Source organism: Methanobrevibacter cuticularis (assembly GCF_001639285.1).
Lineage (GTDB): Archaea > Methanobacteriota > Methanobacteria > Methanobacteriales > Methanobacteriaceae > Methanobaculum > Methanobaculum cuticulare.
In genome coordinates this window covers 1-14447 of record NZ_LWMW01000064.1, presented here as the reverse complement: position 1 = coordinate 14447, position 14447 = coordinate 1, and the positions used below count along the sequence as shown (strand labels likewise).

Here is a 14447-nt window from a genome sequence, read left to right as displayed (position 1 = left end):
AAAACAATCTTAAAAACAACTAAAAAACGAGCAAAAAACAACTAAAAACAATCTTAAAAACATAATAACAGATAGAAATAGAAAATAAAAAAAATTAAATACAGAAGAAAAGTCCTCAATTGACTAGAAATTTGTAAAAATGAAAAGGCTGAGATGACATTTTTTGCGAAAGAACAGTTTTTTTCGTCAATTGAGGATTTTATATGGCCCCTATTAAAAATAAAAAACTATTTTTAACAAGGAAGTAAAGTGGATCTATTTTCTATTTTTTGGAGGAAATAGTTTTTTAGACACCACAAATAGTAATTGAATTTCATAGTATATAAATGTTTAGGCATGCCTAAACTTTTATACTTAACATGATAAAAAAATAAAAGAAAAAATAAGAGAAAAAAATATTCAAAACTAAATACATAACCCTTAATTAATAGGTATTGTTAAAAAATTGGATAACAAAAGCATAGTAATATTAAATACTAATAAAACGCCATATAAATCTCAAAAATAAAATAATTAAAGAAAAAAATAATCATGTCTTCTAAAAATAAAATTTCAAGCATTCTATCGCATTTTTTCTTAAACTGATTCGAATATACCTCTTAATACTAAGATCAGCTATTATCTAACAATATTCTTATTTTTCATAATATATTAATCCAATATGTTATAATATGTTATTTTTCATTATATATTTTTGAAGAACTAGTAATGGTATGGATGATGATGAAAAAGGATGAGAAAAAACATGCAAGATCTATTCTATTTTTGAGAAAGATCCTTTAAATCTAATAGGTCTATGAGATATAATCTCATTGATCACACAATTATATAAAGTTTTATTATCTTTTATGTTTATATTAAAATCATCCTGTGATGTTATAATCTCATAATCACTTTTATTGATCCTTGCACTAAAAAAATTTTCATTATCCAAAATAATATTTTTTAAATGGTATGCATATAAACCAATAATAACTTTACCATGACCTAAATTACGAGTCATAATTATCACTTCCTATAATAGTATTTGTTTTTATTTCATATATTAGTATTTGTTTTTCATTAGTATTATTTCTTTACCTTATTTCTTAAAGTAACTTAATGATTTTTAACAATTTAAAAAGTATAGCTTTTCAACTTAGAAAATCTATGATATTCTTTATTTTAAAAAACGAAAAAGTGCAAAAGGGTAGAATATGGAGAATTAAATGACTATGGTATCTTAGAAGAATATTCAACATTAAATTTAAAATATAAAATAATCTTTAGATAATATAGATAAAGGAAGAGTATCATATAAAAACAGAGGAAATAAATAATCAGTACATGATAATAGCTATATTAATTGTGCTAATTAACTACAAATATTCTTAATAAAGTCAAAAATTTAATTTTATAAACAAAAAAACACTTATTTACTTATCTTATAATCAAAAAAACAGCTATTTACTTATTCATAATCAAGAAAACACCTATTTACTTATTTTATAATCAAAAAAACAGCTATTTTTTAGGCCATCCATATTTTCCAATCATTGGAACAAATCCAACCTCACCTAAAGATTTTTGCTTAAATTCGTTTTCTGATTCTTTAACAATACAAATGAGATTTTGAAAAGTTGATTGCTCGCCGACTGGAATTAAAAGTCTGCCCCCAATTTTAAGTTGTTTTTTAAGAGGTTCAGGTACATATGGGGCACTTGCTGTCCCATAAATCCTATCATAAGGTGCTTCTTTCTCATATCCTAAAGTCCCATCACCAACTATCATATCTACATTTCCATAATAGTCAGTTCTTTTAAGATTTTCATTTGCAATTTTAGCAAGTGATTCTAAACGTTCTATAGTATAAACATGCCCCTTTTTGTTCATAACTTCTGAAATAACAGCTGCATTGTATCCAAAACCAGTTCCAATTTCTAAAACTTTCATACCTTCTTTAAGTTCAAGTTTTTCACAAATTGTTGCCACCATATGAGGTGCTGAAATGGTCTGTCCTTCAATTAAATGTATAGGTCTATCAACATAAGAATAAAATCTATTCTCCTCTGGAATGAATTTTTCCCTTGGAACTAAACTCATAGCTCTTCTAACTTTTTCTGTTTTTATATAACCATGTTCTGAAAGTTTTTTAACTAAATCTTTCCTTTTATTGTCAAAATCTTTATAAATTCCTTCTGTTTTATCAAAAGATGGCTGTGGGTCTAATGATTCATCAAACTTTTCTTTGCCTAGTTTAGAGATCCATTTTTTGAATGATTCTATATTAGGTGAATGTATTGAGGGAATTAGTCTTAAAATTTCTTCAGTATTTCCTACATCTGTGATTTTCATTGTACCATCTGAGTCAATCATTTTCAATTTGTGAATGTTTTTCACAGTTTGGCTTTCTTCTTTTTTAAGTCTTTGTTTTAGATTCCTCCAGTAGTCATCAGGGTCTTTAGTGTTAGTAAGAACTCTTATAACATCTACAACTGGAAAATAATAATCATTATTATATTCATCCCACACTACATTAATTTTATTATTTTCAAATAGCTTTATTGTATTTTTTGGGGGCATTGAAATCACTATTATAATATATGTCTTTTCTAGTATTTATTTTTTTAATCAATAGATTCTATATTCTTTATATATAGAAATTCCATGATTTTTATTCTATAAAGTAATTTTATAATTATAACAATTAATGTAAATTTATTAATTATATGGAATTTGGATAATAAATATAAGAATAATTCCATTAAATTCCATTAAAAATTTTAAAATTTGATTTTTAACCACGACTCAATTATGATGAATATTTCTAGTTTCATGCTAAATTTCTAATCTTGATTGTTAATTTTTTAGTTACTTCAATTTAATGTTTTAAAACCACTATTGCTCTGAGAATTACTGTTGTATTTATATATTATAGGTGCTAATAGCTATTTTTATGAGAGAATTGGATCCTTTAAACGATTTTGGATTTTTAAAGTGTATGGGTGAAAACGGTGATGAGGAGCAGTTGTTATCATTTATAAACGCAATATTTAAAAGTAGAAATAAAATAATAATAAAGAATGGAATAAAAAACATTTCTATAGCAGAATCATTAGATAATATAGAAATTGATGAGAATACCAAGTTATCTGCAGAAAAACTGAAAGATAAGTATTGTATACTTGATATAAGATCCAAAACATATAATAAAGAGATAATTATAGAAGCACAAAGACAGAACACTGGTGAGATGATAAAAAGATCACTTTTCTATGCATGTAATATCTACAGACGCCTTATAAAAGAAGGGCAGAACTACCAAAAACTACCAGAAGTAATAGCTATCAACCTAATAGACTACAAAATGAAAAATAATGACAACATACACACATTCTATCGATTAATAGACATACCATCAATAAAAACCTGTACTCCTAAGTTTTTAGAAGGCATAGAAATACACTTCATAAACATGCAAAACTTTAAAAAGTTAAAGAACAAAGATATTAACAACTCTCTACACCAATGGTTAATATACTTTGATAAAAACACAAACCCCAAATTATTAAACAAGGTGATAAAAATGAACAAACCCATAGAAAAAGCACAAAAAAAACTAGACCTCATATCCATGAGTGATGAAGACTACAGAATGTATGAAATGCGAGAAATGGCACAGTACGACGAAATAACCCTCAAATACACAGCAACACAAAAAGGAATAGAAATAGGAAAAACAGAAGGAATAAAAGAAGGAAAAGAAAAGGCAAGTATTGAATATGCTAAAAAATTAAAAGAAACAGGCATGTCAACAGAGCAGATAAGTAAAATAATAGACCTACCAATTGAAAAAATTGAAAAACTATAACTTTTCCATTAAAATATAAAAAATTTTTCCATTAAAATATAAAAAATCACAAACTTTCAAAAAATTATTTCCTAGCCAGTTAATGAAAAAACCATTAATATTTATTTAATAAATGAAATATATTTATTTAATAAATGAAATAAAAATAGAAAGGTGGATAATAGCTATATATTAAACTATTTATCCCAATATGAAAAAAGTCCAATTATTTTACTTTAATCTTAGGTAATTTGTTATTAGACTTAATTTTTAATCCTGTTGATTTAATAATAGTTGGATTTATAGAATATTTACCTTTTTTAGCATTTAATGTAAATTTAATACTCAATGGACTTTTAACTTTTAATTTATTTACTATCAATGTAACTATTCTCTTCTTCTTATCATATTTTATTAGTATTCCTTTACTAACTACTGGTTTCTTGTAAGTTAAACCTTTTGGAAGTTTATAACTTATCTTAAATTTGCCTTCCTTTTGTCCAACATTAGATAAAATAGATTTCAAGATTATTTTACCTTTTTTTGTGGAATAGCTATTTTTAACATTTAAAACTGCAATTTTTTCAGTGCCAGTTTTTGGAGTTGCAGTTTCAACCTCTTTGGGTGAGTCTTTAGCTTCATTGTTAGCTTTTGGATCTGAAACATAAAATGTTGCAGTTGTAGAACTACTTTCATATTCATCAGTGCTATTATAACTAACTAGAACTGTATTCAACCCTACCTTATTTGCAACTTGAAATAAGTAGCTTGATCCAAATTGGTTGGAAAATTCATGGCCATTGCAGTGTTCGCCATTGATTGAAAAATCAATCATTTTACCAGAGAGTACATTACCATCTTCATCATATATTGTAGCTTTGATGTTTACTCCGCCTCCTAAAGAAGTATTTTCTATAGGATCCACTTTAATATAGGTTTTTGTAGCACTTATAGCTGAAACAGAAGCTATTATCATAACAATACTAACTATTATTAAAAATGCTTTTAACGTTTTATTATTTCTTTTCATTCGTAATCACTCATAATAATTTAATATGTATTAAAATTGCTTGTAAGATATCTTAAGCATTTTTAAGACACAAAATCTCTTATTAAATATTAATAAGCTAAAAGGCATGAAATAATAAATAATTATATCTTTAATAATATTATTTTCATGCTCATAGTAGAACTGTATGTATATGCATAACTATCACATTTTATTCATATATATAATTTTCTAAAATAGGAATAAAAAAGAAGATATAACTTTATAAAAGAATAGGTAATCAAAAATGAGGAGTTTTTCATAATCAATATACAGTTATTCTATTGAAATTTTCAAAAATCTGAATTTTGGCCATGACTCACTGTTTCATACAATCTTGGTTGTGATATCATTAATTAAGATATTGGTAATTAAAAATAATAGAAATAATTATTAAAAAATAATATAATGATTAAAATATAATAATATAATAATAAACTTAAAAAATAGGAATTTAATATTAATAAAGAATTCAATATAATAATAAACTTAAAAAATAGGAATTTAATATTAATAAAGAATTCAATATAATAATAAACTTAAAAAATAGGAATTTAATATAACAATACTTAAAAAAATGTAAATAATATATAATGATTAAAAAGTAATATAGATGGTATATTTGTATAATAAATAATTATAATTATCTTATATGTATTATGAAAGATCATAGGAGGTTTCTTTGTGTTTGAAGAATTGAAGTCATTAGAGAATAATGAAAAAATATATAGAAATGATATTTTAAAAATATTAAAGAAATGGGCAAAGAAAATTTCTATTTTTGATATAATGGAATCCACATATAGATTTAGAGAAGCCTGTAAATATGTAAGGGATGAATATAAAGGACATTTTGATGATATCTATGTTAAAAATTTTTATATGCGTGTGAAAGACATTATAAATGATAATAATGGCTATGATGGTTTTGTTAATAAAAAAAAATTCTTAAAATCAATTGATTTTTTTCAAGACCAAAATAAAGAAAGAACTGGTGAAGATATAGAAGAAAAATATAATAATCAGCGATTGATTTATTATTTAATATGTATTTACACTACTTATGTATTAAATGAACCTATTCACCATGAAGGAAGTGTCTTTCCAGGACATACAAAAGTTAGATATGATAATGGAGTTTATTATTGTCCAGTTAAATCAAATAATAGTAATAATCCGAAAGCTGTTTGTAGATATTGTATAGCAGTCCAAGGATAGTTATTATGAACCTAAATACCCATTAAACAATTTAATTAAAGGAATTTCATACCTTCATTATCAATTTTAGAAATTAATACATCTTCCATATCACAATAAGGATCTTTTGATAATGCAAAAATAGTATTTCCTAACATCACCATTGATGCATCTAAATTATTGTTTTTAAATTGTTTTATTATTTCTAACAATTCATTATTCATGAGGCCTGTTTTCTTTGAGAAATTATAGGAGCACTTAATTAAGTTTTCAATAGAAGGATACTTTAAAAATTTATTTTGTGTGAGTATCCCTATTTCATTAATTTTTTTAGCTATTATTGGATTTTGGATTATTGAAGAAGTATCAATTTCTCCTAGAGTCTTTGTAATTACATATGCATCAGATGAAAGAATATTTTTAACTTCACCAATTCCTGGAGCTCCTGGTTTTGTTCTAATAACTATTCCATGAGATGTTTCAGCTATTACATCCCCTAATCCACTACCTAACTCAATTTCGATTCTATGTGCAATTTGATATAGTTTTGTATTTTCAATTTTTAAGTCAAATAGCTTATTAATAGCTATAGCTATTCCTAAAGATGAAGATGCAGATGTACCAAAACCACTCCCAAGTGGAACTTCTATTTCATGAGTTATAGATATTCCTTCTTCTATTTTAAAATGATTTTTCATATATTCAATTGTTTTTTTGGATATAATGTCATTAGAGCCAATTGGAGAATATATATTCTGAAGAGACTTTATAGCTATTTTATCCTTTTTAGATGATTTAGCTTTAGTAATTACTCCTTTGTCTATTAAAATTCCAGCTCCACAAGATCCTTTTTTTAGAGGGTTTTCATTATTGAATATACTAAAAAAACAAGTGAGATGTGAAGGTAAAAACACGGCAACAGTCATAGTATCATTTCTGTGATGTTTCATTAATTAAAAAGTATAAATATTTATAAAAATAATATATATTTAACATAAAATGATAGAAATTTTAATTATGTAATAGAATTATTATTTATTTTATAATTATGATTTCAATTACATATGATTATAATTTATTTTATAATTATGATTTCAATTACATATGATTATAATTATATCTTTAATCATATTATAATCTTTATTTAATTAATTATATAGTTATCATCATATATTTTAATATCAAAGGAGCCAGAATTTGAACAAAAGAATAGATTTACATATGCATAGTTTATTTAGTGATGGAGAATTACTTCCTTCTGAATTAGCTAGAAGAGCTTATGTCTTAGAACATGAAATAATAGCTATTACTGACCATGTTGATGCTTCTAATCTTGGAGTAGTACCTAAAATTGTTGATGCAATTGAAGATATTAATGAAAATTGGGATATAAATGTAGTTCCTGGAGTAGAAATAACCCATGCTCCTACAGAAGTAATTGATAAAATAGCTAAGAAGTCAAGGGAACTTGGGGCGAAAATAATAGTTGTTCATGGTGAAACATTAGATGAGCCTGTTGTTGAAGGGACAAATTTCGTAGCTGTTAATTCATCTGAAGTAAATATATTAGCCCATCCTGGGCTAATAACAGTTGAAGAAGCAGAAATAGCTAAAGAAAATGACATATTTTTAGAAATTAGTTCAAGATGTGGTCACAACTTAGCAAATGGCCATGTTGCTAAAATAGCAAGTGAAGTAGGAGCAAATCTTTTAATAAATACTGATACTCATTCTCCAGATAATTTACTTACTTTTGAGAATGCTAAAAAAGTAGGCTTAGGTGCAGGATTAAATGAAAAACAAGTTAATAAAGCTTTAATTGATAATCCTAGAAAACTCCTTAAAAATATAGGTTTATTATAATTTAAAATATATTTATTTAGAAGAAAATTATATATAATAAACTTAGAAACCTTTCTAAATTATATATAATAAACTTAGAGATCTTTCTAAATTATATATAATAAACTTAGAGATCTTTCTTAAAAATAGAACTACTTTTATTTTGTTCTTAAAAATGTTAGTTATTTTTTATAAACACAGTTTCTTTTTTTTTAATTTTATTAACTTGATTTGTATTTGTTGCTATTTTCTCTTTTTGGGAGTGTCTCATAATTAAGTTTTGTATGAACAAATTTGTAAAAATCAGCGAGATTTTCTTTTTTTTGTTTAATTTATCTGAATAATTTATTCAAAGCTTGTAGATTTGTTTAGTGAAAAAGTAATTATGAGACACTCTCATAACTATTATAATATTATAATTAATCGATAAACAATAAAAAAAACTTTAATTAGTTAATAAATTACAGATATGAATAAAAAAAATAAATAAATAGGGGAGAAAATAAATAAGTTCTCCTAAAAAATGTTTAATTTTGTTTTCTTCTAATGCTTATTCCAAATATGGTTATCAATACTAATATGATAGCTATTATCGGTATTCCTGTATTTTTCATAGTAGCTGTAGCTACTGGATTATCACTTGTTTTATTAGTATTATTAGTATCATTTTTGTTGTTGTTTTGGGTTTCAAATTCAGCTGAAACTGGATTAACATTGTAGTTTGCATTATCAGATGAGACTGTAATCACATGACGACCGACACTGAGTTTATTATTTGGTATATGGATTCTTCCAATACCAAGAACATTAGTAACGATATTTCCGATGTTTTTACCATCCAAAACAATATTAACTTTGTAGTCTGGTATTGGATCGCCGTATTCGTCTGTTACTGTGACAATTACATCTACAGATCCATCAGAATTTTTAACTACATCAATATCAACAATAACTTGACCTTTTACCACATTAAAAGTTGTAGTATTAGTATAGCTAAAGTATTTATCGTTTCCAGCATAATCCAAAACAGCATCAACAATTCCTGTATGAGTTGGTTTATAAGTAAGAATCCATCGACCATTAAAATCAGTAGCCAAAGAATAAACTTTACCACCAACAGTAACATTAATTGGGGCATTAGCTACTGGATTGCCATTCTCATCAACAAGTATTCCCTCGATTGTTATGGTTTTACCCACTTTAACAGTTTTAGGAATATTTATAGTTGAATTAGCAGCTATCTTAGTAACATTAAAACTGATAGTATTAGTAAAACTTGTGTAATTTTCATTACCCGCAAAACTAACAACAATATCGAAAGTACCAGTACGATTAGTAGTATAATTTAACTCCCAATAACCAGAAACATCAACAGTTACATTAGTAAATATTGTGCCATCAACAGTAACATTAACACTAGTTACTCCAGTAAAATTAGCTAATTGACCACTAATAGTGATATTTTCACTAATTTGGGCAGGATTAGGGTTAACAACAATAGTTGAGTTAGTACTATTCTTATTCACTGTGAAAGTAGTAGAATTACTGAAATCAAAGAAATTACCATTTCCAGAAAGACTAACAGTAACATTAATAGAACCAGTACGATTAGTAGCATAATTCAAACTCCAACCACCAGTACCATCAACATTAACCAATTGAATATTACCATCAACAGTAACATTAACCTGAGTAACACCAGTAAAATTAGCTAAAACACCACTAATAGTAGCATTCTCACCAATCTGAACATTACCAACAACAATGGTAGAATTAGTACTAGTCATAGCTACATTGAAAGTTGTAGAATTACTGAAATCAAAGAAATTACCATTTCCAGAAAGACTAACAGTAACATTAATAGAACCAGTACGATTAGTAGCATAATTCAAACTCCAACCACCAGTACGAGTAACATTCACTAATCGAATATTACCATCAACAGTAACATTAACACTAGCCACTCCAGTATAATTAGCTAACTGACCACTAACAGTGACATTCTCACCAATACTCACAGGATTAGGACTAACAACAACAGTAGAATTAGTACTGCTCTTATTCACTGTGAAAATAGTAGAATTACTAAAAGCATAATAATTACCATCACCAGCAAAACTAACAATAACCTCTAAATCAGTGTCAGTACGATTAGTAGTATAATTTAACTCCCAATAACCATTATTAACAGCCACATTAGAGAGTGTACCATCAACAGTAACATTAACACTAGCCACTCCAGTGTAATTAGCTAACTGACCACTAACAGTGACATTCTCACCAATACTCACAGGATTAGGACTAACAACAATAGTAGAATTAGTATCTAACTTAATAAGTAATGTACCATTCAATAAATTGATATCATAACCATTGCGACCAGTATAATTACCAGAAACAGGAAGAAGATCGCCTGCTGAACCAGTTATTATTAAACTTATATTAGCATATCCTTCAATAGCTGTAACACTACCCTTATTAGTTCCATTAACAATAAAATTTATATTTTGACCTGTTACAGTATTACCCATATCATCAGTCAAAGTAGCAAACAAAGTAACTGCTTGACCCCATCTAACAACTTTTGTAGAGTTGTTAATATAAGTCAAGTTAAGAATACCCATATTACCAGCATTATAAATCATATCACCGCCACTAGCAGCAGTATTACCATTCATAATGTTATTAGAAACAATCATATTCCCTTGGTTATAAATTCCACCACCATTAGTACGAGCTGAATTGTTAGTGAAATTAGAACCAGTAATATTTATAGCCCCAGCATTATTACATACAGCACCACCCCTTTCTGAGGTGCTATTAATGAAATTAGAACCAGTAATATTTATAGTCCCACCATTATTATATACAGCACCACCATAATTACTTGCGGTGTTGTTAGTGAAATTAGAACCACTAATAGTCATATTAGCAGCAAAATTATATACAGCACCACCATGAAGGCCTGAGGTGCTGTTAATGAAATTAGAACCACTAATAATCATATTAACCCCCATATTAGCTACAGCACCAGCATAATAGCCTGTGATGCTGTTAATGAAATTAGAACCACTAATAATCATATTAGCACCAGTATTATATACAGCACCACCAGGACCCATAGAAGTAAGTGAGGTGCTGTTAATGAAATTAGAACCACTAATAGTCATATTAGCACCACCAGCATTATATACAGCACCACCAACACCCTGATATGCGGTGCTGTTAGTGAAATTAGAACCAGTAATAGCCATATTATCACCAGTATTATATACAGCACCACCATTATCACCAGAACCATTTATGGTGCTGTTAATGAAATTAGAACCACTAATAGTCATATTAGCACCATAATTAATTACAGCACCACCCTTCTTTGCGGTGTTATTAATGAAGTTAGAACCACTAATAGCCATATTATCACCATAATTAGCTACAGCACCACCACCAAAACTCGAACCATTTGAGGTGTTGTTGGTGAATGTGCAGTTTATGATGGTTATTGTGGTTCCTAAATTGTTATTGTAGATTGCTCCACCATCATTATTAGTTTGGGCATTGGTGAATGTTAGGTTTATGAATGTGACATTCACATTATTGCCTATTGTGAATATTCTGTTACTTTTTGTTGCATCGATGATTACTTGGTTTGTTGATGTATTACCTTGTATCGTTATATTTTTGCTGATTGTGATCCCGTAGTCATCTGTTTTGTTGTATATTCCTTCTTGTAGGGTTAATGTGTCTCCATCACCTGTACCAGCTATTCCATCGGTTATCGTGGATGAAGTATTAATAGTGTTATTTGCTGCACTAATAGTTGATAAACTACATACAAATAAACACATAAAGATTATCGTGAACAAAACTATTTTCTTGTATTTTAACATTTTATTACCTCCTTTTTCATTCCATTATTAATAAAACTATAATACAAAAGTTAGAAATAGAAAGTAATCACTACTATCTAACAAAGATAACTATCTCCTATACAATATATAAACTTTACTGAAAAATAATTGAGAGATATATATATATATATATATATATATATATCATAAACAAATAAATAAAAAACAATGAAAAGAACTTAAAATTAGTAAAACCTGAAAAAAATCAAAATAATAATAATAATAATAATAATAATAAATTTTTGAAATAATTGCAAAAATACAAATAAATTGCTAAAAACTTTTAATAATACACTATAACTAAAAATACATAACCATGTAAAGTTTTATAATTGATAAAGCTATATAAAAAATAAATTATATGAAAATTAGTAAAAAGTAAAAAAATAAAAAGATTTTTAAAGATAAAAAATTGCATTTTTAATTATACGAGATTCTTAAAAATGCAAATGATAGATAGATTAATTGATATTATGAAAATTAGTTAGCTATTCAATTCCTTTTAATCTCAAAGCATCGTGGGGGAGAGAATTTCCATCACATTTATAGCAGTGGTTTTCTACACCCCATGGAACCTTGTTTTCATAGACTATGTCTGCGAAAATATTGAATTAAATATAATGGACATTTGATTTTCAAAATGATAAAAAAAGATTATGGGAGTGTCTCATAAGTCACTTTTTTAGAAATTTTCATGAAATTAGTTTCCATAAAAATCATTTAAATATTAAATAGTTGATAAAATATGTATTAATAGCTATAATAAATTAATTATTTTATTTAATTCAATTTTTAAAGAACTTATATTATTTTAAATTTAAATTATAGATTTTTAAATATTATTTTTAATAAATAAAATAATATATGTAGTTATATAATATTTAAAGATTTTAAATGAGGAACACTTTTATTAAATTTTTTAAAAATCTTAATTATGAGACACTCTCAAATTTTTTTCTTTACGAATGTTTATAGGCTACCTATATAGAAATATTTTTTCTTTACGATTGTTTATAATTTACCTATACAGAAATATTTTTTCTTTACGATTGTTTATAATCTACCTATACAGAAATTTCTTAAATAAAAACAAAATTATATATTTACAACAATAATCTATTTGATCTTGTTTTAATATGATTCTCTTTCTATAAGTTTATAAATAAAATCATTTTCCCTTACTTTGGTATCAATAGCTATTGCTACATTATGACCCTTTTTACAGTAATCAATAGCTTTATTATCAATTTCCATGGATTCAACAGTGTGAGTAATGGACCCTGTGGTTGGTCCTTGAATCATGATTTTATCTCCTAAACTTAAATCGTCCCATAGCTGAAGTTCAGCTACTTTAACTTTCGAGTAATAGTTAACCACTTTACCAATGTCTTTTTTAATGAAATTTGATTGATTGTCATTGCTAGTTTTATAAGGATCTTTGAAATAGAATCCAGTGTCAAATCCACGGTTAAAAACATTTTTTAGCTTTTTTACCCATTGAGGATTGAATTTATAAGTTTTAGAGACTTCAAACCTTTTAAAATCAGTATAAGAATCAATAGCTTCCCTATAGACTTTGGTAGTGGTAGCCACATAATCTGGAGATCTGGCTCTTCCCTCTATCTTAAAGGCATCCACCCCTGAAGACATGAGTTCTGGAATATGTTCTATCATAGACATATCATTAGGACTTGTAAAATTAGATTTATAACTACCATCAAGAGATTTTTCCAGAATAAATGTAGAATCATTATCATCAAAACAAAACTGAGAATTTTCATCCTGAAAAATAGCTATTTTCCATTGTTTGCGGCATGGTTGTAAACATTCACCGCAATTAGCACTTTTACCATATAGTCCATAACTTAAGAAACATCTCCCTGAAATAGCCATACACATAGCCCCATGAATAAATATTTCCGTTTCAATAGGAGAATTAGAAGCTATTTTATTTATATCTTCAATATTCAACTCTCTAGATAGAATAGCTCTAGTCACACCTAGCTTTTTCAAAGTTTTTAAGGCATAGCTATTGGATATATTTTCTTGAACACTCATATGTGGTTCTAAACCAGCAGAAACCACCAAATCAACCAAACCAATATCAGAAACAATAAGAGCATCCACTTCATATTCCTTAATTCGCTCTAAATTAGATTCAACATATTTAATATCTTCATCTTTCATTACAGTGTTTGTGCAAAGATAAATTTTGGAAGAATATTCCTTAGCTATTGAAGATGCTTTTTTAATATCATCAATAGAAAAATTAGATACATTAGATCTCATATTAGTATCTTCAAAGCCAATATAGACTGAATCTGCCCCATTTTCTAAAGCAGCCCTCAAAGATATGAAATTTCCAGCTGGAGATAATAATTCTACCATAAGATTCCTCTATTTTTATAGTTTTCGATTTATTGAATAGATATAGATACTAACTAGAAACATTTATTATAGTTTATGTGTTTTAACAAGAAGAAATGACTATATTATAACACAAGATTATTGGAAAAATAATTATAATTTTTTTAATGTAAAATATGTTTTTATTTATATTTTAAATTAACAATTAGACTCATTTAATAATAGGATCATGTAGTGATAGTTTATTTCAATA

At 26.5% G+C, this 14447-nt stretch carries 9 protein-coding genes; 3 read left to right on the top strand and 6 right to left on the bottom strand.

Annotated elements, in window-relative coordinates; all coding sequences use genetic code 11:
* Window positions 1–754: 754 nt before the first annotated feature.
* Both MBCUT_RS01815 and MBCUT_RS11805 read right to left on the bottom strand, forming a co-directional pair.
* Window positions 755–1003, bottom strand: coding sequence for a hypothetical protein (locus tag MBCUT_RS01815; protein ID WP_067258101.1), 249 nt, complete (start codon window positions 1001–1003; stop codon window positions 755–757).
* 500 nt (window positions 1004–1503) lie between these two features.
* Window positions 1504–2562, bottom strand: a complete 1059-nt coding sequence (locus MBCUT_RS11805) for a protein-L-isoaspartate O-methyltransferase (RefSeq protein ID WP_084270678.1) — start codon at window positions 2560–2562, stop codon at window positions 1504–1506.
* A gap of 373 nt (window positions 2563–2935) precedes the next feature.
* On the opposite strand from MBCUT_RS11805, the gene MBCUT_RS01805 reads away from it, so the two are divergent.
* On the top strand, window positions 2936–3850 hold the full coding sequence (locus MBCUT_RS01805) for an Rpn family recombination-promoting nuclease/putative transposase (RefSeq protein WP_067258098.1): 915 nt from the start codon (window positions 2936–2938) through the stop codon (window positions 3848–3850).
* 205 nt (window positions 3851–4055) lie between these two features.
* On the opposite strand, the gene MBCUT_RS01800 is transcribed toward MBCUT_RS01805, so the two are convergent.
* Window positions 4056–4859 (bottom strand): hypothetical protein, encoded by an 804-nt coding sequence (locus MBCUT_RS01800; RefSeq protein ID WP_067258095.1) that lies wholly within the window; start codon window positions 4857–4859, stop codon window positions 4056–4058.
* Between the two features lie 702 nt (window positions 4860–5561).
* Here MBCUT_RS01800 and MBCUT_RS01795 point away from each other — a divergent pair.
* The gene (locus MBCUT_RS01795; RefSeq protein WP_169805363.1) at window positions 5562–6095 is read left to right on the top strand and encodes a DUF2115 family protein; all 534 of its coding nucleotides are present in this window, start codon (window positions 5562–5564) and stop codon (window positions 6093–6095) included.
* Window positions 6096–6130: 35 nt separating this feature from the next.
* Here the strand turns inward: MBCUT_RS01795 and MBCUT_RS01790 are convergent, their stop codons facing one another.
* The gene (locus MBCUT_RS01790; RefSeq protein WP_245634924.1) at window positions 6131–7024 is read right to left on the bottom strand and encodes a pantoate kinase; all 894 of its coding nucleotides are present in this window, start codon (window positions 7022–7024) and stop codon (window positions 6131–6133) included.
* Window positions 7025–7271: 247 nt separating this feature from the next.
* Between MBCUT_RS01790 and MBCUT_RS01785 the strand changes: the two genes are divergently transcribed.
* Window positions 7272–7937 carry a histidinol phosphate phosphatase domain-containing protein gene (locus tag MBCUT_RS01785; protein WP_067258083.1) on the top strand — a complete coding sequence of 222 codons (666 nt, stop codon included), beginning with the start codon at window positions 7272–7274 and terminating at the stop codon, window positions 7935–7937.
* Between the two features lie 506 nt (window positions 7938–8443).
* On the opposite strand, the gene MBCUT_RS01780 is transcribed toward MBCUT_RS01785, so the two are convergent.
* Window positions 8444–11806, bottom strand: coding sequence for a beta strand repeat-containing protein (locus MBCUT_RS01780; protein WP_067258080.1), 3363 nt, complete (start codon window positions 11804–11806; stop codon window positions 8444–8446).
* A gap of 1152 nt (window positions 11807–12958) precedes the next feature.
* The gene (locus MBCUT_RS01775; protein WP_067258076.1) at window positions 12959–14215 is read right to left on the bottom strand and encodes a peptidase U32 family protein; all 1257 of its coding nucleotides are present in this window, start codon (window positions 14213–14215) and stop codon (window positions 12959–12961) included.
* Between the last annotated feature and the right edge of the window lie 232 nt (window positions 14216–14447).